Below are 18,963 nucleotides of genomic sequence, written 5' to 3'. Positions count from 1 at the left end.
AAATTTAAGTAGGATTTTTAATCACGGGTAAATCCAGTTGCACCCGTACGAGCGATATTTTTAATACCATATGGTCGAATCACTCGCAATAAAGCTTCACTTTTTTCAGCATTTCCCGTCATCTGAATAGTGATGGAGCTTGGAGCCACATCTACTACCGTTGCACGGAAGGGTTGAATAATGGCCAAGATTTCCGCACGCTTTTCAGCTGGTGCTGCAATCTTCACTAGGATAACTTCGCGCTCCAAGTGCGGTTTGTCTGTGATATCTCGAATGCGAATCACATCGATCTGACGATTGAGCTGCTTGATAATTTGCTCCACTTCATCATGAGAAGCCACATCAATAATGATGGTAATCCGTGATACATCAGGATTCTCTGTCGCACCAACTGAGATACTCTCAATGTTGACCTGACGACGAGAAAGGACACCTGTAAAGCGATTGAGGACTCCTGAACGATTTTGTAGTTTTGCCGTTAACATTCTACGCATGGAACTTCACCCCCAACATCTCATGATTGCTCTTACCAGCTGGTACCATTGGTAAAACTTGTTCCTTACGAGAAATATCCACCTCGATAAACATCGGCACATCCTCCAGAATAGCCTCTAGATCTTTTTCTATCGTTTCTGGATTGTCAAATTTATAATTTTTAATGCCGTAAGCCTGTGCCATCAGCTGGAAGTCAGGAAGAGTGTCAAAGACCGACTCTGAAGTTCTACCCTCATAGAAGGATTCTTGCCACTGACGAACCATTCCTAGGGAATGGTTATTCAACATGACAACCTTAATCGGCACCTTGTAGATGTTTAGGATAGCTAGTTCTTGGTTGGTCATTTGGAAACCACCATCACCGACAAAAAGAACTACTTCTTTTTCTGGATTGGCAATCTTGGCTCCGATAGCTGCAGGAACTCCGAACCCCATGGTACCCAAACCACCTGAAGTGACTAATTGACGCTCATTTTGGTAAGGATAATACTGAGCTGTCCACATTTGGTGTTGCCCTACGTCAGTTACGACAATAGCATCTCCATTCGTCAACTCGCCGATGCGTTCAATAACGGCCTGAGGTTGAACCACACGTTCTTTCTTATCATAAGAACGAACACGATTCTTGTCCTTGGTGACTTTTTCAATCCACTTTTCAGTATTGTTATGAACAGTTGGTTCTGCCAGTAGCATCTGCAAGGCTTTCTTAGCGTCCCCAACCACTGGAATATCTGCACTGATAATCTTACCAATCTCAGCTGGGTCAATATCGATATGAGCAACCTTAGCATTCTTAGCAAAGGTCTTAGGATTGCCAGTCAGGCGGTCATCGAAACGGCAACCAATACTAATCATAAAGTCCGCTTCGGTCATTGCAATGTTGGCCGCGAAAGAACCGTGCATACCTCCCATTCCTAGGAAGAGCGGATGGCTAGTCGCAATCGTACCTTGCCCTAAAAGACTGGTCACCACTGGAATTTGGTAACGTTCAGCAAATTCATTGAGCTCGGCAGCTGCTTCTGCATAACTAACCCCACCACCTGCCAACAAAACAGGTTTCTTGGCTTTTGACAATTGCTTCAAGATTTTCTTGATTTGCATGTCGTTTGGTTCTATCGTCGGTTGATAACTCGGTAAATGTACTTCTGGTGAATAGATGAAGTCTGTCTCTAAGGCAGATACATCCTTAGGCAAGTCAATTACAACTGGGCCAGGACGACCTGTGGTCGCGATATGAACAGCTTCCGTAATGATACGAGGAATGTCAGCTGTCTCACGGACTTGGTAATTATACTTAGTAATAGGCATGGTAATACCGACAATATCCGCCTCCTGAAAGGCATCCTTCCCAATCCCTGCTCGCGCCACCTGACCCGTAAAGACCAAGAGGGGGACGCTATCGCTCATGGCATCCGCGATTCCTGTAATGGCATTTGTTGCTCCCGGTCCACTCGTGACGACGGCAACGCCCAACTTTCCAGTTGATTTGGCATAACCTTCAGCTTCATGTAAACACCCTTGCTCATGGCGACCTAAGATGTGGCGTATACCTTTGAAATTATAAATCGCATCATATAAAGGCAAGACAGCACCACCAGGATAACCAAATATGGTATCAATTCCTAAATCACGGAGTGTTTCCAAAACTAGATCCGATCCCGTCTTAGGAGCGTCTAAACTGATTTTCTCCATTGTTCCCCTTTCTCTTCTCTTAAAAATAGCTTGTTACTATCATACCATTTTTTCAAAAATTTTCAAGACAAAAGAAGCAATTTTCTGAATTTTCTATCTAAACGTGTTTTTATGAAAGTTTTTCCTATTTTTATAAATATGAATAGGGAATTGAACGATTTTATTACTTCCAAATTTAGTTTAGGGTATATTTTTCTAACCTTCCTTGATATAGAACATAAAAAGGAAGCCACTACGTGACTTCCTTCTAGAGCGAGGACTGATTAGTCTTCACCTTTGTTTTTCTTAATGATTTCTTCTTGTACTGACTTAGGTACGTCTTCGTAGTGGTCGAATACCATCATGAAAGTACCACGTCCTTGAGATGCAGAACGAAGAACTGTTGCGTAACCGAACATTTCAGCAAGTGGAACGTAAGCACGTACGATTTGGCTGTTACCGTGTGCTTCCATACCATCAACACGTCCACGACGAGCAGTTACGTGACCCATAACATCACCAAGGTTTTCTTCAGGAACAGTGATGGTTACAAGCATCATTGGCTCAAGGATAGCTGGTTGTGCAGTCTTAGCAGCTTCTTTAAGAGCAAGTGAAGCCGCGATCTTGAAGGCAGTTTCAGATGAGTCGACATCGTGGTATGAACCATCGTAAAGCTTAGCTTTAACGTCAACCATTGGGTAACCTGCAAGAACACCGTTAGCCATAGATTCTACCAAACCTTTTTCAACCGCTGGGATAAATTCACGAGGAACCACACCACCGACGATTGCGTTTTCGAATTCGAATCCTTTACCTTCTTCGTTTGGAGTAAATTCAATCCATACGTCACCGAATTGACCTTTACCACCAGACTGACGTTTGAAGAATCCACGTGCTTGAGTAGAAGCGCGGAATGTTTCACGGTAAGATACTTGAGGAGCACCTACGTTCGCTTCAACTTTGAACTCACGACGCATACGGTCAACAAGGACGTCAAGGTGGAGCTCACCCATACCAGAGATAACTGTTTCACCAGTTTCAACGTTTGTTTCGACGCGGAATGTTGGATCTTCTTCAGCCAATTTTTGAAGGGCGATACCCATCTTGTCTTGGTCCGCTTTAGATTTTGGCTCAACCATCAATTGGATAACTGGTTCTGGAACGTTGATTGACTCAAGAATGATTTTAGCTTTTTCATCTGTCAATGAGTCACCAGTTGTCGTATCTTTCAAACCAACGGCAGCAGCGATATCACCTGAGTAAACAGTGTCGATTTCTTGACGGCTGTTAGCGTGCATTTGAAGGATACGTCCGATACGTTCACGTTTACCTTTAGAAGTGTTCAATACGTATGAACCTGATTGAAGAACACCTGAGTAAACACGGAAGAATGTCAAACGACCTACGAATGGGTCTGTCATGATCTTGAAGGCAAGAGCTGCAAATGGCTCTTCGTCAGATGCTGGACGAGTTTCTTCTTCGTCTGTATCTGGGTTAACACCTTTGATCGCTGGGATGTCAAGTGGGCTTGGAAGGTAGTCGATAACCGCATCAAGCATCAATTGAACACCTTTGTTCTTGAAGGCAGAACCACACAATACTGGGAAGAATTCAACATTGATAGTCGCTTTACGGATACCAGCTTTCAATTCTTCGTTAGTGATTTCTTCACCTTCGAGATATTTCATCATCAATTCTTCGTCAGTTTCAGCAACTGCTTCGATCAATTTTTCACGGTATTCTTGAGCTTGGTCAAGGTATTCAGCTGGGATGTCTTCTTCAAGGATATCTGTACCAAGGTCATTGGTATAGATTTCAGCTTTCATCTTGATCAAGTCGATGATACCACGGAAGTCATCTTCAGAACCGATTGGCAATTGAATTGGGTGTGCATTTGCTTGAAGACGATCGTGAAGTGTGCTTACAGAGTAAAGGAAGTCAGCACCGATTTTGTCCATTTTGTTAGCAAATACGATACGTGGGACTCCATATTCAGTTGCTTGACGCCAAACTGTTTCAGTTTGAGGCTCAACACCTGATTGTGAGTCAAGAACGGTAACCGCACCATCCAATACACGAAGAGAACGTTGTACTTCGATTGTGAAGTCCACGTGTCCTGGTGTGTCGATAATGTTTACGCGGTGGTTGTTCCATTGAGCTGTTGTCGCAGCAGATGTGATAGTGATACCACGCTCTTGCTCTTGCTCCATCCAGTCCATTTGTGACGCACCTTCGTGAGTTTCACCGATTTTGTGGATTTTACCAGTGTAGTAAAGAATACGCTCAGTAGTTGTTGTTTTACCAGCATCGACGTGAGCCATGATACCGATATTACGAGTTTTTTCAAGTGAAAATTCGCGTGCCATGAGGTTTGTTTCTCCTATTTATTTTAATTTCTATTCTATTATAACACGATTTTAATAAAAACGGATAGGCAGGACCCACCCGTTCTCAATCTTTTCATGTTATGTGTTGGTTTCAACTTGTGAGATGGGAAGTTGAGTTGAACATAAGAGCGGACCGAGCTCAATTGAACCCGGGCTAAAAGCTCGGAAAATAGATAAGCTTTCCTAGAATCTTCGATTCTTTGTCAAGCTTCCTAATTTTCAGTCGCTTTTTTAACGCCCTTAGTATCTTAGTTGAGCTCAAGCTAAAAGTCTGGAGAAAAAGATGAATCTCATTGGTTGCAATCGCAACTTGCTTCGATTCCCTATTTTCTCTGGGACTTTCTTAACGCTTTCGCATCCTATATTACCAACGGAAGTGTGCGAAGGCACGGTTAGCTTCTGCCATACGGTGAGTGTCTTCACGTTTCTTAACAGCTGCACCAGTGTTGTTAGCAGCGTCCAAGATTTCTTTTGCAAGACGGTCTTGCATTGTGTGTTCACCACGAAGGCGAGCGATTGTTACCAACCAACGAAGTCCAAGTGTTGTACGACGTTCTGGACGAACTTCAACTGGGACTTGGTAGTTAGATCCACCAACACGACGTGCACGTACTTCAAGTACAGGCATGATGTTTTCCATAGCTGTTTCAAATACTTCAAGTGCATCGTTTCCAGTAGCTTCTTTGATTTGCTCAAAAGCACCGTAAACGATTGAAGCAGCTGTACCACGTTTACCGTCAAGCATAACGCGGTTGATAAGACGAGTAACTAGTTGTGAATTGTAAAGCGGATCTGGCAATACATCACGTTTTGGAGCTCTATTTTTACGACTCATTTCTCTTTATCCCCTTTCCTTATGCTTTTGGACGTTTAGTACCGTATTTAGAACGGCCTTGTTTACGATCGTTAACACCTGCAGTATCAAGTGCACCACGGACGATATGGTAACGTACCCCTGGAAGGTCTTTTACACGTCCACCACGAAGAAGCACCACGCTGTGCTCTTGCAAGTTGTGTCCGATACCTGGGATGTAGGCAGTAACTTCGATAAGGTTGCTCAAACGTACACGAGCGAATTTACGAAGGGCAGAGTTAGGTTTTTTAGGTGTCATTGTTCCAACACGAGTTGCAACACCACGTTTTTGTGGTGAAGAAACGTTTGTTTGAACTTTTTTATGACTGTTGTAACCAACGTTCAAAGCTGGTGATTTAGATTTTTCTACTTTTGATTTACGCGGTTTGCGAACCAATTGGTTAATTGTAGGCATCTACATTCTCCTGTGTTTTTTTATTTTTGGTGATGATACACTTGGTGACAGCTACCATCTGTGTGTACTTTTGCAACATTTGTCAGCACGTCCCTGTACACTTTTGAGAGACCAAAAGTAAAAAGTACCGTCTATTATTGTAACACAATTTTTCCTTCATTGTCAAGATATTTTTCATTTTTATTCTGATCTTTTAACTCTTTGACACTAGCTTTCACCGCTTTTCTAAACCAGAAAAGGAGGCGATTTGCCTCCTCCTTTCTAGTATGGATTTCCTTCGATTCAAGTTATCGTTTCGGAATTGTTTAACCCTTCTTATCAAAGCCAACCAGATTCTTTTGCAATGTTGGCTGCCTCTGTTCGATTACCAGCATCTAGTTTCGAAAGAATATTGGTGACATAGTTTCGGACGGTTCCATTTGATAGATAGAGTTGGTCTGCGATTTCTTGGTTAGACAAGCCCTGAGCGATTCCCTTTAAAACAGCAATCTCTTGTTCTGTCAAGGGATTGGGATGGGTCATAACCACTTCCATCAATTCAGGAGAATACTCCTTGCGTCCTTCAAGGACAGTGTGCAAGGTCTGCATGAGATCTGCAATGCTTCTTTCTTTCAAGACATAGGCATCCACTCCAGCCTTAATCGCGCGTTCAAAATAGCCAGGGCGCTTGAAGGTTGTCACCACAACCACCTTTGTTTCTAAGTTTTCTGCTCGAATCCACTCCAAGACTTCGAGGCCAGTCTTAGCAGGCATTTCTACGTCAAGGATGGCGATATCTACAGACTCCTTTTCTAGGAGTTGGATTGCTTCTTGTCCATCCTTGGCTTGTAAGACAGACTCCACATCCGCTTGAAAGGCAAGCAACTGGCACATGGCATCTCGCAACATACTTTGATCTTCTGCAACAAGTAGTTTCATCTTAGTTTCTCTCCTTATAAGGTAGTCGAACCTGAACTTCTGTCGGTTGTTTCCAACTAATTACCTTTACTTCTCCCGAAAATGGAAAGACACGATCTCGAACTGTATGGAACTCATCCCCCTTTATAGAAGCAAAGCCACAGCCATTATCTCTCACTGTTAGAATGAGTTCTTTCTCTGTCCGTTCTACTTTTAAAAAAGCTTTAGACGCTTTGGCGTGTTTGATGATATTGGTCACTAACTCAAGTAAAATCATGGAAGCCGTTGACTCCAATTCCTGAGTTAAGCTAGCTGTATCTAGTTGATTAGCTATTTCCACCTCAATTCCAGCAATTTCTAACATCTTTTTCACAGTCTCTAGTTCTGATGTCAAAGTTCTAGACTTAAGATTTTCCACAATGGTTCGAACTTCATTCATGGAATCCTTGCTTATCTGGTGAATTTCTTTTAATTCCTTTTCCACCTGTGGATAAGCCTGCATCTGTAATAACTGTAATGCTAAATCTGTCTTGACACTCAGCATAGCAAAGGTGTGACCTAGACTGTCATGGAGATCCTGACCAATACGATTGCGTTCATTTTTAGCCAAGAAAAGATTGAGCTTGGCATTTTGTTTCATCTTTTCTTCTTTTAGCTCTTCTGCTATCCGAATTCGATAGAGACCAAAAGTCAAGGCATCAGAAAAGACAAAAGTCACCAAGAAAAAGAGCAGTTGCCAAGGACTAACTTGATCAACCATATAAATCCCTGTTAAAATCATCGGTTGTAAGACAACAAAACTGACAAAACGCCAAGAGTGGAAAGAAACCTCATCCAGCTCATAAATAAGGAGATTAGATAAATAAAAGATAAACCATGTGAAACCCGAATTCAGCCAAACCGATGTATAAAAAATGTAGGCAATCATGACCCACCAGGCTAGCCACTGCACAGTGCGGTTTTGACTTAATAAAATCGAATAAAAGGCTAGGACAAATAATAATGTCCAGAACAAGGTCAAAGGCGGGTACTCTCCACTGATGACACCCGCTATAGGAAAGATGATAAACACTGTTGAAATATGAAACATATAATGAGTGTTTTTTAATTTTTCCAACATAGATTTATTTTACCTCGATCCGTTTTTTCAGTTGGATTACCAATACACCAAAGAAAACTGTATAACCTAGTACAACCAAGGCAGCAAGAACGTTAAACTCGTGGTGCTCCATATAAGTAGAGACGACCTGCATAAGCTGGTAGGTTGGAGTCAATTTCCCAATGGATTGGAGCCATTCTGGGAAGGAACTCAAGGGGAACCATAGTCCGCCTAGGACAGCCAAAGCAATATAGGCAATATTTCCAATAACCGTCATCAGTTGAGCACTTGGAAGCAAGCTCACCAAGACACCCATGCTGATAAAGACAACGCTTCCGACCAGCAAAATAGCACCGATTACCAACCAATCAAGCCAAGGTAGAGTAACTCCACGAACAAAATGGCCAACTGAAAAGACAACTATAATTGATAGAAGGAAAGTCAGTAGGGTACTGAACAGTTTTGATACATAATATTCTACCATAGATACCGGAGAATGTTGAATCAATTTTTGCCAGTTGTTTGTTTTATCAGACTCGAGTGTGCTAGGAATACTGAAAAAGGCGCTTGACATGATACTAAAGAGCGTCATAGCAAAAAGATAGGCTTGAAGAGCAATCTCTGGAATGTCTGACCCTGACATCATACCAGAAAAAATAAGGTAAAACACACTTGGGAGTCCGATGGATAGCAAGTAGTAAACGGCTTGCCGTTTCATCTGAATGATTTCCACTTTCATGAGACTTGTCATATTTTTCATCGTCAATCTCCTTTAATCTTGAGTCGTTTCGAAGATACTGTCTAAGAGAGTTCGATTGCGAACTTCAATTTCTTCGATCGTGCAGCCCTGTTCTTGCAAGACTTTCCATACCTGGCTGGCTTCTTTGGTTGTGAAGGAAAGAGCATTTTGCTTGATTTCAATCTCTTGAACCTGGTCCAAAGTTCTGATAACTTCCTGATAAGTTAGAGGTACCGTAAAGTGTTTTTCTTGTTCTTCACCACGCATGGCATAAGGCGTCGTATCGCGAATCAATTCTCCCTTGTGGAGGACCAAAATGCGGTCAGCCGTATGCTCTACCTCCTCGATATAGTGAGAAGAATAGACAATGGTGACACCATTTTTCTTTAACCGATTGACAATTTCCCAAAAATGCTGACGTGTCGAGGTATCCATGGCAGCAGTTGGTTCGTCTAAAAATAGAATTTTCGGACGACCTATTAAAGTCAACACGAAAGAGAACAAACGTTTTTGCCCACCAGACAACTTTCCTGCTAGCTGATTTTTCTGCTTATCTGAGAATCTTAACAAGTCATCAATTTCTTTGTCTGAAAGACTGTCGGAATAAAGTGACTTGAAAAACGATAGAAGTTCTTTCACTTTCAAGCTTTGGACAACTGCATTTTCTTGAGGCAAGACAGAAATAAGCTGCTTTAATCGAGGTTCTGTTGGTGCAAATCCTTGAATGGCTATCTGACCTGAGCTCATGAACTTGTCGCCCAAGAGGCAATCAATCAAGGTTGTTTTTCCTGCTCCGTTAGGCCCGATCAAGGCGACACATTCACCATCGTTGATTTCAAAGGAGATGTTCCGCAAGATCTCCTTGTCTCTTATTTTCTTGCTCAATTTCTCAACTTTAATCACAGTCATGAGATTCTCCTTTCAACCACTTCATTCCCATAGGGAAAACAACGAAAATCATAAATCCAAACCCCCAAGCACCACGAATAAATTGGCCAAGCAAGGTTTGGTCAAACCAACCAGTAAACATTTCCACTAACCATACCAAGAGTGACAGGCCGATAAAGAAATAGGTGATTGCTTTTTTCATTCCTCAAACTCCTTTTTCACATCTCTGACCAATTTCAAACCTTCTCTGACAAGCCAAGACATCATTCCAAAGCCAGCAAACAGCTCCCAAGGAAAATGATAGAAACCCTCGTCCAATCCTGAAAACATGAGATAGGTCATAACTCCTGCTGCTACTAAACTCACTGCGACAATCATTTTATTTTTCATTTCTTCTTCCTCCAGTTTCTACTTCAATTATAGTCTTTTGAAGTTGGCGGAGCTAGATGCTTCTGTCACTAGGAAATATGACAAATGTCATAAAAAGAGGCGGTGGGATAGATATCCCTATACCAAGCATCAATTTCCTAGTCCCTAGGTTCCGTGAATAAGATTAGAAACCGTTTGAAGTCTAAAAAAGCCTGATCTTCGTTCGTTGCTCGTACAAAGGATTCTTACAAATAAAAAGAGGGCAGGATTTTTCGTCCTAGCCTCTTTCGTTTATTCTTCTTTGAATCCTTGTAATTTTAAACCAGCAATCAGAGCGTTTGGCTTCTTAAAGTCTTCTATACTATCCTCAAGTGGTTCAAAGAAATAAGTCTTTTTAACTCTATCCATATCTGCTTTTTCAAGGTCAAGATCGATAACTATTCTCACCTTCTTATTATCGGCGATAAAATATTCAACCTTAACACCAGGTTCGTCCTTGATTTCAATATACTCTGGAGAGCTTTCCACTGCTTCGCGAAAGACTGCTTGAAATTCTTCTGGAGTAATTTCTGCAGGAATCTCCTCTCCCATTTCTCCCAACATATCCATCTTGTATCGTTTTACAACATCTGTATAAACAAAAGTCATGGTTACATCAAGTTCGTTCATCTTCCCTTTAAGGACTTTGGTTGTTTCCTTGATTTCTTCTTTTACCTGACTGGCCTGACTAGATGAATCAACCGAACTTGCTGAACTACTTGACTCTGTTGTTGCGGTGTTGGTTTGACCACAGCCAGCAAGAGCAAGTAATGCTACAAAAATCAATCCTAAAACTTTTTTCATAAATCTCCTATTCCACACTGAAAAGATATGGATATACAGGTTGTTGACCTTGGTGAATCTCAACTTCAACATCTTCAAATTCTTCTGCGATTTCTTGGGCAATTTCATTGGCAAGTTCTTCGCTTCCGTCTTCACCGACATAGAAAGTCACGATTTCACTATCTTCGTCCAACATATGTTTCAAAGTTTCAGTCAAGGTTTGGTGCATGTCAGGATTTGACACAAGGATTTTTCCATCGACCATACCAAGATTGTCATTTTCATGGATCTCTAAGCCATCGATAGTTGTGTCGCGAACGGCAGTCGTTACACTACCGCTGATGACATCACCAAGGGCTGCAGTCATGCGTTCTTTGTTTTCTTCGATTGATTTGCTTGGATCAAAGGCAAGAAGACTGGTCAACCCTTGAGGAATTGTACGTGCTTCTACCACAACAGCAGGTTGTTCAAGTACTTCAGCCGCAGACTGAGCTGCCATAAAGATATTTTTGTTGTTTGGTAAGAAGATAATGTTGCGAGCATTGACTTGCTCAACAGCCTTGATAAAGTCCTCTGTTGAAGGGTTCATCGTCTGCCCGCCTTCGATGACATAATCCACACCTTGGGCACGGAAGATATCTGCCAATCCTTGACCAGCTACTACTGCGATAAGGGCATACTCCTTCTCTTCAGCTGGCTTGCTGACTTGTGCTGCTTCTTTTTCAACTTGTGCTTCGTGTTGGTTGCGCATGTTGTCCACTTTAACCTTGACCAAGCTACCATATTTAAGCCCTTCTTGCATGACAAGACCTGGATCTTCTGTATGGACGTGAACTTTGACAATTTCATCATCGTTGACAACAAGTAGAGAATCACCTAGCTCATTCAAATAGTTGCGGAATTCATCATAGTTAAAATCTTTGGCATAAGTTGGACCTTGTTTAAGGGCAACCATAATCTCAGTACAGTAACCAAAAGTGATATCTTCTGTTGCGACATGTCCAGCAACTGACTTGTGGTGCTCTGCATTGATCATTTCACCCATATTCGCTGGAGTTGCTACAAAGTCCTCAGACGCACTGTATTCACCAGTAAGAGCTGATAGGAAACCTTCGTAGATAAAGACCAAACCTTGACCGCCTGAGTCCACGACACCAACCTCTTTCAAGACTGGGAGCATATCAGGAGTCTTAGCCAGAGCTCTCTTAGCACCTTCCAAGGCTGCACGCATGACCTCAACAGCATCATCTGTCTCCTCAGCTTTTTTCTTGGCACCGATAGCCGCTCCACGAGAAACTGTCAAAATAGTTCCCTCAACTGGTTTCATAACTGCTTTATAAGCTACTTCGACACCGGATTGGAAAGCAAGAGCCAAGTCTTGACCTGTTAATTCGTCTTTTTCCTTAATAGCTTGGGAAAATCCACGGAAAAGTTGAGACGTGATAACCCCTGAGTTTCCACGCGCACCCATCAAAAGCCCTTTAGCAAGAATGCTAGCCACTTCTCCGACTGTAGAAGCTGGCTTGTCTGCTACTTCTTTGGCACCATTTTCGATGGTCATTCCCATGTTTGTCCCAGTATCTCCATCTGGAACTGGAAAGACGTTTAATGAATTGACATATTCAGCTTGCTTATTCAAACGAGTTGATGCAGCCTGCACCATTTCTTGAAATAAGCTGGTAGTAATTTTTGACACGATTATTCTCCTACAACTTTGATATTTTGAATGTAGACATTCACAGTCTGAGCAGTGATTCCTAGTTGGTTTTCCAAACTAAAACGAACGCGCTCTTGGATGTTTTTTGAGACTTCACTAATCTTTGTTCCGTAGCTCAAGACGGTATAAACATCAACTGCAATGCTGCCATCTTCGGCTGCCTTCACGACAACACCTTTTGCATAATTTTCCTTGCCAAGGAGGGCTTGGAAATTATCTTTGAGGGTATTTTTGCTAGCCATACCGACCACACCAAAAATCTCAGTTGCTGCACCACCTACAACGGTTGCAATCACTTCATCTGTCAGTTCGATTTGACCATCTTTTGTATTAATTTTTACAGTCATTTTTTTTACCTCAACTAGTTGATACTTTATTTTATCATATTTCATCCCAAGTGTAAAAGCAGAATGCTGTATCGGCAGATATTTACTCTATTTTTCAAATGATTTTATCCTTAGAACAAAAGAAAAAGACCTAAGCGATCTTTTCATTTTTATTAAACGCGTTCAACTTTACCTGATTTCAAAGCACGAGCTGAAGCCCAAACTTTTTTAGGTTTACCATCAATAAGAACAGTAACTTTTTGAAGGTTTGGTTTTACGGCACGTTTTGTTTGGTTCATCGCGTGTGAACGGTTGTTTCCTGATACAGTCTTACGACCTGTAAAGTAACATACTTTAGCCATTATGTTTTCCTCCTATTAGATCTAATATAGCGGATGTGCTAGCACCACATACCGTACTATGTTATCACACTTTCTCTATTTTGGCAAGGAAATTAGGAGACTTTTTTTTATTTAACGTAAACAACACCAAGTTTACCAAAAGCGACTTCTCCACGGATAATTAAGGTTTTGTTTGTTGGTGCTACAGGAGCGTCTGCCTTGGCTGCACCAAAGGAGGTTTCTACTTTCAAATCGACACGCCAGTGTTGTGGAACATAGACAGTTGCATTACCAAAAGCCACTTCGATATTCAGAGTGGCAAAATCACCTAACATCTCTGCGTTATCATAGTAGATTTTTGCGTCGCCAAAAGCGACTTCCACTTGGTCATCTACAAGATCTTGATCTTGTTTATAAAAGGTTCCACTACCAAAAGCAACTTCCTTATCCGTGATGACTGTTCGCTCACCACTGTACCACCATTTTTTCCCGTACCAAAACTTACTTGAGTGAGTGAGATAGCCGACACCTAGCACTGCTAAGATGCTAGCCCAAAACAAGGACTGGTTTGGAATAGGAAAAATTTTATAAAAATGATTCGCAATCATTAAGGCTACTAGAGCGGTAAAAACTGCCGATGTCAGGTGACGACGAAGCAAAGCTTCAACTGATTGGTAGGCAAAAAAGACGATACCAAGTAAAGGCCATATTTTACCATCCAAAGAAGGAATTCCAAAGTTTCCTTGCAGCAAAATCCAGGCCGCTAGAACCAATAAAACAATACCAAATGCTTTCTTTTTCATGTCTTTTACCTCATGTTTCTAAGATTTTCTTTTAGGAGGGATTGGTAATGTCGTGAGACATGAACCTCCTTGTGGGTCTGATAAAAGGAAATGGTGCCAGTCCCTGAAAAGGACTTGTCCACTGAGTAAATCTGACGGATGTTTGCGATAGTTGACTTGGATACTCGAATAAAATAACGAGGCAAAATGGACTCCAACTCATAAAGTTTGAGACGAACTTCATAGGCTTCCTTCTGGTTATGAGCGTAGATCTTGCTCCCTTCTGTTTCAAAGAAGAGAATTTCTGACAGATCTAGATAATATTCACCTGTCCCCTTGTAAAAAGTCAATCTCGGAGCCTTTGACTCTTGCAAAAGTCGTTGCAAGTCTGTAATTTCATCTGTCAAAGTGGGGGTCTTAATGACAATTTCAGTCTCCTCTAAATTGCCGTCAATCTCAATTCGTAACTTCATCACATCTCCTTTCTGACTCTACTATATCAAAGCTAAGTTAGGAATACAAGGGCAAAAAAGCAAGTGGTCAATTTGAAGCAGTAAGTGGTTGTAGGACTAGCTTAACTTACATGTCAGAATAGGAAGAAAAGGAATCCCCACACCAGACCACAAGCATAGCCAACCAAGACATCCTTGGGATAATGAACGCCCCCTAAAATCCTTACCAATCCCAGCAAAGCTGATAAGAGCAAGCATGCTAAGCCAACAGGTAGACTAGCATGCAGACAGGCCATGGAGATGATGGTTGCCGAAAAAACATGGCGACTGGGCATCGACTGTCCCGAACTATCCTTTTCAAGCAGGGGACAGATATCCCAAGTTTCATAAGGCCGCGGGTGGTTGATTTTCTTACGAAAAAGAGACAAAATCACAAAACCTGATGCAGGAATAAGCACATAAACCCCAACTTGCTGACCCAGTCCTAGCTGCAGGTAAGTGGTGACTAGCAGGGTCAGATAGACCAGGGGCATAGTGACCGTCATCAAACGATTGAAACTGCGTAATAGAAATAAAAGGGTGGGACGACTGATTAGTCTGGAGCTGATATTTCGATACCATTCTTGATAATTTTTCATTAAATTTCTCATTCATTACCTTGTTTTCGTCTACAGGTGAGACGTTTGTCTTCTAGTATAGTGCAGAAAAAGAAGGCCGTCAAGCCTTCTTTTGATTTATTCTTCTGCTTCGTCTTCTGTGAACTGACTATTGTACAAGTCAGCGTAGAAGCCACCTTGTGCCATCAGTTCCTCATGGTTGCCTTGTTCGATGATATTGCCTTCTTTCATGACCAAGATCAAGTCTGCATTACGGATAGTTGACAAGCGGTGGGCAATGACAAAGGAAGTTCTACCTTCCATCAAACGGTCCATGGCTTTTTGGATCAATTCCTCTGTACGTGTGTCGACTGAGGATGTCGCTTCATCCAAAATCAAGAGCGGTGCATCCTTAAGAAGGGCACGAGCAATGGTCAAGAGTTGTTTTTGCCCAACAGACAAGGTCACAGTGTCATCCAAAACAGTGTCGTAACCATCTGGCAAGGTCATGATAAAGTGGTGGATTCCCACAGCCTTGCTGGCTTCCATCATTCGTTCATCACTGATGTCTGTCTGATTATAGATCAGGTTCTCTCGAATCGTTCCTTCAAAGAGCCAAGTGTCCTGCAAGACCATTGAAAAGGCATCGTGCACTTCAGAGCGCTTCATATCCTTGGTATCCACACCATCGATGCGGATACTTCCCTTATCTATCTCATAGAACTTCATCAAAAGATTGACAATGGTTGTCTTACCAGCCCCAGTCGGTCCAACGATAGCGACTTTCTGACCTGCATGAGCTGTCGCAGAAAAGTCATGGATGATGGTGCGCTCTGGTGTATAGCCAAAGGACACGTGATCAAAAACTACTTCCCCTTTCATGTCACTCAATTGTCTTTCCTTGTGAGATTCATCCTGCATCTCTGCTTCAGCTAAAAATTCTAATACGCGAGTCATGGCTGCACTCGCTTGTTGCAAGCTCGTAATCCCTTGGGCAATCTGTGACAGAGGTTGAGAGAAGGTCCGTACGTAAACCATAAAGGCTACAATAATCCCTATAGTGATATGCCCTTCTAACGCCAGCGCGGCTCCAACGATGATGACCAAGACATAACTAAAATTCCCAACAAAAATCATGGCTGGCATCATGATACCAGAGATAAACTGAGATTTCCAGATACTCTCATGCAAGTTTTGGTTTAAACCTGCAAATCTCGCTTTGGTTGAATCCACAGCATTGTAACTCGTCACAACATTGTGTCCCGAATACATTTCTTCTACATAACCATTGACGGCTGCTAGATTATTTTGCTGAGCTTTAAAATAACCCTGTGACTTGGCCATGATTACGGAAACCGCCGCAAAACCAACAAGGGTTGATACAACGGTTACCAATGCCAAAATCCAGTTCATCCCAAACATGGTCACCAAGACAGCAATCAACAAGAAACTAGCTGAAAGAACTGTCCCTAGACTTTGGTTGAGAGATTGCGCTGCCGTATCCACATCATTGGTCACGCGCGAAAGGGTGTCTCCTTGTGAATGACGGTCAAAATAGCCAAGTGGCAAACGATTGATTTTTTCAGCGATTGCCGTCCGCAAGCGTTTTGAAAAATGCTGAATGCTCGTTGAAAAGATATAGGCCTGTGTATAGTTAAGGATAGCTCCAAATACATAGAGAATCACTAAAAAGCTAGCAATACTTGATACAGCCTCTAAATCAATTCCAGTCATCAAACCATCTGAAATCAAGTTAGTAATTTCTTTAATCTTAGTTGGCCCATAAACTGTGATGATGCTTGAAATGACCGCAGCCACAACTGCTATTAGGAGAGGGAGTTGGAGGCCTGCCATATAAGGTTTGCACTGTTTCCAGACCGACACTTTTTTATTTTCCATGTTCCAATTCCTCCTTCGATAGTTGTGAGTAGGCAATTTCTTGGTAGACTTCGTTGGTAGCTAGAAGTTCCTTGTGGGTGCCTTGTCCCACGACCTTTCCTTGATCCAATACTAAGATCAGGTCGGCGTCCATAATGGTAGAAATCCGCTGCGCTACGATGAGCTTGGTCATGGATTTTGTTTTCTCAGCTAACTCTTGGCGTAAGATACGATCCGTCTTGTAGTCCAAGGCTGAAAAAGAATCATCAAAGATGAGAATCTCAGGTTTCCGAGCCAAGGCACGCGCAATGGCCAAACGCTGTCTTTGACCTCCTGAGAAGTTGGTTCCACCTTGGGCCACTTCTGATGCAAGTCCTGCTTCCTTATCCTCGATAAAGGTTTTAGACTGGGCCAATTCTAGAGCTTGCCACATATCAGTCTCACTTAGAGGAGTTTCTTTGCTCTTACCAAAATCTAAGTTCTCCTTGACATCTCCAGAAAAGAGTACAGCTTTTTGTGGAATATAGCCGACCTTATTGCGCAAATCTTCCAAATCGTAATCTTGCACATTAACTCCGTCCACTAGGATTTCTCCATCTGAGACGTCGTAAAAACGAGGCAAGAGGTTGACAAGCGTAGACTTACCAGATCCAGTTGATCCGATGAAGGCTACGGTTTGACCCGCTTCTACTTTGAAAGTGACATGTTCCACGACTGCTTCTGAGTTTTTAGAGTAGCGGAAAGTCACATCACGGAATTCCACTTGTCCTTGAACTGAAGGATCCGCTGTCTGTGCATGACTAGGATTTTCAATAGAAGAATGCAAATCCAATACTTGATTGATACGTCCTGCCGAAACCAAGGTACGAGGAAGAACGATAAAGAGTGCTCCCATAAGAAGGAAGCCCATCACTACCTGCATAGCATAGGACATGAAGACCACCATATCACTAAAGAGTGGCAGACGTTCTGCCAAACTTGCATCGTTGATGATATAGGCACCAATCCAGTAAATGGCTAAACTTAATCCACTCGAAATCGCCATCATAATCGGGTTCATAATAGCCATCAATCGATTGACAAAGAGATTGAGACGAGTGACTTCATCGTTGGCTACTTCAAATTTTTCATCTTGGTAATCTTCCGCATTGTATGCGCGAACAACTCGAATCCCTGTCAAGCTTTCACGAGTAATGCTATTGAGTTTATCTGTAAGTCTTTGAATGACGGATTGTTTTGGAAAGGCCAGAGTCATGAGAACAGTTGTCATCAGAACATTGACAATAACAGCCACCACTACTGCCCAGAGCCAGTATTCCGATTTTCCAAGGATTTTTCCAATGGCCCAGATAGCCATAATTGGCCCACGAGTAACTACTTGCAAGCCCATGGTAAAGAGCATCTGTACTTGGGTAATATCATTGGTTGTCCGAGTCAAAAGACTAGGAATAGAGAAACGTTTAATTTCTGTCTGAGAATAATCCAATACACGATTAAAAATATCACTGCGTAAATGAGCCGTATAGGATGCTGCAACACGAGCCGCAAAGAAACCAACTGTTACAGAAGACATAAAGGCTAGGAGAGATAAGCCCATCATCTTCGCAGCAGGAGACCATAGTTGTCCTAACTCCGTACCCGGTGTTCCAATCAATTCTGTTATTTCTGAAATATAAGTCGGTACCTCTAACTCGAGATAGACCGAGAAACAAGTGAAAAGAATCGTAAGGACAATCATCCCCCACTCTTTTCCTGTAATACGTTTAGCGAGTTTCTTCATTCTCTCCTCCTATCTTCTCAACATTTGCTTGTAGTTGCCCGAGTACCTTTTCAAAGATTGTCAAGTCTGACTTTGAAACCCCCTCTAGCAGACTCTGATCAATCCGATCAAAAAAAGCCTTAACTTTTTGCATCTGCGAACGCGATTTCTCCGTCAGGCGAACAAATTTTGCCCGCTTATCGCTCGGGCTCGCCTCTAACTCAACCAAACCATTTTGTACCATGCGCTTGACTAAATTACTCGCAACAGATTTAGTAATATTGAGTTCCTGTTCAATATCTTTAATCAAGACCAAGTCTTGGTTTTCCTCACGACCATCCAAAAAACGTACAACCTGGCCTTGAGGTCCACCCATAAATTCAATGCCACATCGCTTAGCTTCTTTCTGTACCATCAGATGAACCTGGTGTCCAAAACGTTTAAACATTAACATCGGCTTGTCCATGATTGCTCCTT

At 42.2% G+C, this 18,963-nt stretch carries 21 protein-coding genes; all 21 read right to left on the bottom strand.

The window, feature by feature from the left end; genetic code table 11:
- Positions 1-17 precede the first annotated feature (17 nt).
- Positions 18-494 (bottom strand): acetolactate synthase small subunit, encoded by a 477-nt coding sequence (gene ilvN / locus B7708_RS04530; protein ID WP_084974056.1) that lies wholly within the window; start codon positions 492-494, stop codon positions 18-20.
- The gene (locus B7708_RS04525) at positions 487-2,187 is read right to left on the bottom strand and encodes an acetolactate synthase large subunit (protein WP_084974054.1); all 1,701 of its coding nucleotides are present in this window, start codon (positions 2,185-2,187) and stop codon (positions 487-489) included. The genes ilvN and B7708_RS04525 overlap by 8 nt, the downstream gene beginning before the upstream one ends.
- A gap of 263 nt (positions 2,188-2,450) precedes the next feature.
- Positions 2,451-4,532 (bottom strand): elongation factor G, encoded by a 2,082-nt coding sequence (gene fusA / locus B7708_RS04520; protein WP_084974052.1) that lies wholly within the window; start codon positions 4,530-4,532, stop codon positions 2,451-2,453.
- Positions 4,533-4,917: 385 nt separating this feature from the next.
- Complete coding sequence (gene rpsG / locus B7708_RS04515) at positions 4,918-5,388, bottom strand: 30S ribosomal protein S7 (protein WP_000087873.1); 471 nt, start codon at positions 5,386-5,388, stop codon at positions 4,918-4,920.
- A 19-nt stretch (positions 5,389-5,407) separates the two neighbouring features.
- Positions 5,408-5,821 (bottom strand): 30S ribosomal protein S12, encoded by a 414-nt coding sequence (rpsL, locus tag B7708_RS04510; protein ID WP_001142332.1) that lies wholly within the window; start codon positions 5,819-5,821, stop codon positions 5,408-5,410.
- Between the two features lie 318 nt (positions 5,822-6,139).
- On the bottom strand, positions 6,140-6,739 hold the full coding sequence (locus B7708_RS04495; RefSeq protein WP_084974050.1) for a response regulator transcription factor: 600 nt from the start codon (positions 6,737-6,739) through the stop codon (positions 6,140-6,142).
- Position 6,740: 1 nt separating this feature from the next.
- Positions 6,741-7,838, bottom strand: coding sequence for a sensor histidine kinase (locus B7708_RS04490; protein WP_084974049.1), 1,098 nt, complete (start codon positions 7,836-7,838; stop codon positions 6,741-6,743).
- A 4-nt stretch (positions 7,839-7,842) separates the two neighbouring features.
- A complete protein-coding gene (locus B7708_RS04485; RefSeq protein WP_084974047.1) occupies positions 7,843-8,577 on the bottom strand; it encodes an ABC transporter permease in 735 nt (244 codons plus the stop codon).
- A gap of 12 nt (positions 8,578-8,589) precedes the next feature.
- Positions 8,590-9,465, bottom strand: coding sequence for an ABC transporter ATP-binding protein (locus tag B7708_RS04480; protein WP_084974045.1), 876 nt, complete (start codon positions 9,463-9,465; stop codon positions 8,590-8,592).
- Complete coding sequence (locus B7708_RS04475) at positions 9,452-9,646, bottom strand: hypothetical protein (protein ID WP_084974043.1); 195 nt, start codon at positions 9,644-9,646, stop codon at positions 9,452-9,454. Before B7708_RS04475 ends, B7708_RS04480 begins: the two co-directional genes overlap by 14 nt.
- On the bottom strand, positions 9,643-9,849 hold the full coding sequence (locus B7708_RS04470; RefSeq protein WP_000390701.1) for a hypothetical protein: 207 nt from the start codon (positions 9,847-9,849) through the stop codon (positions 9,643-9,645). The genes B7708_RS04475 and B7708_RS04470 overlap by 4 nt, the downstream gene beginning before the upstream one ends.
- 255 nt (positions 9,850-10,104) lie before the next feature.
- The gene (locus B7708_RS04465; protein ID WP_084974041.1) at positions 10,105-10,656 is read right to left on the bottom strand and encodes an SP0191 family lipoprotein; all 552 of its coding nucleotides are present in this window, start codon (positions 10,654-10,656) and stop codon (positions 10,105-10,107) included.
- A 7-nt stretch (positions 10,657-10,663) separates the two neighbouring features.
- Positions 10,664-12,331: a DAK2 domain-containing protein gene (locus tag B7708_RS04460; protein WP_084974039.1), complete on the bottom strand. Its 1,668-nt coding sequence runs from the start codon at positions 12,329-12,331 to the stop codon at positions 10,664-10,666.
- Between the two features lie 2 nt (positions 12,332-12,333).
- A complete protein-coding gene (locus tag B7708_RS04455; protein WP_000216441.1) occupies positions 12,334-12,699 on the bottom strand; it encodes an Asp23/Gls24 family envelope stress response protein in 366 nt (121 codons plus the stop codon).
- A 152-nt stretch (positions 12,700-12,851) separates the two neighbouring features.
- Positions 12,852-13,040: a 50S ribosomal protein L28 gene (rpmB, locus tag B7708_RS04450; RefSeq protein WP_001140948.1), complete on the bottom strand. Its 189-nt coding sequence runs from the start codon at positions 13,038-13,040 to the stop codon at positions 12,852-12,854.
- Between the two features lie 107 nt (positions 13,041-13,147).
- Positions 13,148-13,822 carry a LiaF transmembrane domain-containing protein gene (locus B7708_RS04445; protein WP_000725754.1) on the bottom strand — a complete coding sequence of 225 codons (675 nt, stop codon included), beginning with the start codon at positions 13,820-13,822 and terminating at the stop codon, positions 13,148-13,150.
- 5 nt (positions 13,823-13,827) lie between these two features.
- Entirely contained in the window at positions 13,828-14,274 is a 447-nt protein-coding gene (locus B7708_RS04440) for a LytTR family DNA-binding domain-containing protein (protein WP_084974037.1), read from the bottom strand.
- A gap of 113 nt (positions 14,275-14,387) precedes the next feature.
- A complete protein-coding gene (locus B7708_RS04435; RefSeq protein WP_084974035.1) occupies positions 14,388-14,891 on the bottom strand; it encodes a phosphatase PAP2 family protein in 504 nt (167 codons plus the stop codon).
- Between the two features lie 96 nt (positions 14,892-14,987).
- Positions 14,988-16,748 (bottom strand): ABC transporter ATP-binding protein, encoded by a 1,761-nt coding sequence (locus B7708_RS04430; protein ID WP_084974033.1) that lies wholly within the window; start codon positions 16,746-16,748, stop codon positions 14,988-14,990.
- Positions 16,738-18,507, bottom strand: coding sequence for an ABC transporter ATP-binding protein (locus B7708_RS04425; RefSeq protein WP_084974030.1), 1,770 nt, complete (start codon positions 18,505-18,507; stop codon positions 16,738-16,740). The genes B7708_RS04430 and B7708_RS04425 overlap by 11 nt, the downstream gene beginning before the upstream one ends.
- A complete protein-coding gene (locus tag B7708_RS04420; RefSeq protein WP_038806431.1) occupies positions 18,491-18,952 on the bottom strand; it encodes a MarR family winged helix-turn-helix transcriptional regulator in 462 nt (153 codons plus the stop codon). Before B7708_RS04420 ends, B7708_RS04425 begins: the two co-directional genes overlap by 17 nt.
- Positions 18,953-18,963 lie beyond the last annotated feature (11 nt).

Source organism: Streptococcus oralis subsp. dentisani (genome assembly GCF_002096615.1).
Classification (GTDB): domain Bacteria; phylum Bacillota; class Bacilli; order Lactobacillales; family Streptococcaceae; genus Streptococcus; species Streptococcus oralis_U.
This window is presented reverse-complemented; position numbering and strand designations above follow the sequence as displayed.

Bases quoted from the DNA above. Each gene is read 5' to 3' on its own strand.
- B7708_RS04490 (WP_084974049.1), bottom strand. From the start codon at position 7,838: ATGTTGGAAAAATTAAAAAACACTCATTATATGTTTCATATTTCAACA.
- rpmB (WP_001140948.1), bottom strand. From the start codon at position 13,040: ATGGCTAAAGTATGTTACTTTACAGGTCGTAAGACTGTATCAGGAAAC.
- B7708_RS04425 (WP_084974030.1), bottom strand. From the start codon at position 18,507: ATGAAGAAACTCGCTAAACGTATTACAGGAAAAGAGTGGGGGATGATT.
- B7708_RS04480 (WP_084974045.1), bottom strand. From the start codon at position 9,465: ATGACTGTGATTAAAGTTGAGAAATTGAGCAAGAAAATAAGAGACAAG.
- B7708_RS04485 (WP_084974047.1), bottom strand. From the start codon at position 8,577: ATGAAAAATATGACAAGTCTCATGAAAGTGGAAATCATTCAGATGAAA.
- B7708_RS04420 (WP_038806431.1), bottom strand. From the start codon at position 18,952: ATGGACAAGCCGATGTTAATGTTTAAACGTTTTGGACACCAGGTTCAT.
- B7708_RS04435 (WP_084974035.1), bottom strand. From the start codon at position 14,891: ATGAAAAATTATCAAGAATGGTATCGAAATATCAGCTCCAGACTAATC.
- rpsL (WP_001142332.1), bottom strand. From the start codon at position 5,821: ATGCCTACAATTAACCAATTGGTTCGCAAACCGCGTAAATCAAAAGTA.
- B7708_RS04440 (WP_084974037.1), bottom strand. From the start codon at position 14,274: ATGAAGTTACGAATTGAGATTGACGGCAATTTAGAGGAGACTGAAATT.
- B7708_RS04475 (WP_084974043.1), bottom strand. From the start codon at position 9,646: ATGAAAAAAGCAATCACCTATTTCTTTATCGGCCTGTCACTCTTGGTA.
- B7708_RS04465 (WP_084974041.1), bottom strand. From the start codon at position 10,656: ATGAAAAAAGTTTTAGGATTGATTTTTGTAGCATTACTTGCTCTTGCT.
- B7708_RS04455 (WP_000216441.1), bottom strand. From the start codon at position 12,699: ATGACTGTAAAAATTAATACAAAAGATGGTCAAATCGAACTGACAGAT.
- B7708_RS04445 (WP_000725754.1), bottom strand. From the start codon at position 13,822: ATGAAAAAGAAAGCATTTGGTATTGTTTTATTGGTTCTAGCGGCCTGG.
- rpsG (WP_000087873.1), bottom strand. From the start codon at position 5,388: ATGAGTCGTAAAAATAGAGCTCCAAAACGTGATGTATTGCCAGATCCG.
- B7708_RS04525 (WP_084974054.1), bottom strand. From the start codon at position 2,187: ATGGAGAAAATCAGTTTAGACGCTCCTAAGACGGGATCGGATCTAGTT.
- fusA (WP_084974052.1), bottom strand. From the start codon at position 4,532: ATGGCACGCGAATTTTCACTTGAAAAAACTCGTAATATCGGTATCATG.
- B7708_RS04495 (WP_084974050.1), bottom strand. From the start codon at position 6,739: ATGAAACTACTTGTTGCAGAAGATCAAAGTATGTTGCGAGATGCCATG.
- B7708_RS04430 (WP_084974033.1), bottom strand. From the start codon at position 16,748: ATGGAAAATAAAAAAGTGTCGGTCTGGAAACAGTGCAAACCTTATATG.
- ilvN (WP_084974056.1), bottom strand. From the start codon at position 494: ATGCGTAGAATGTTAACGGCAAAACTACAAAATCGTTCAGGAGTCCTC.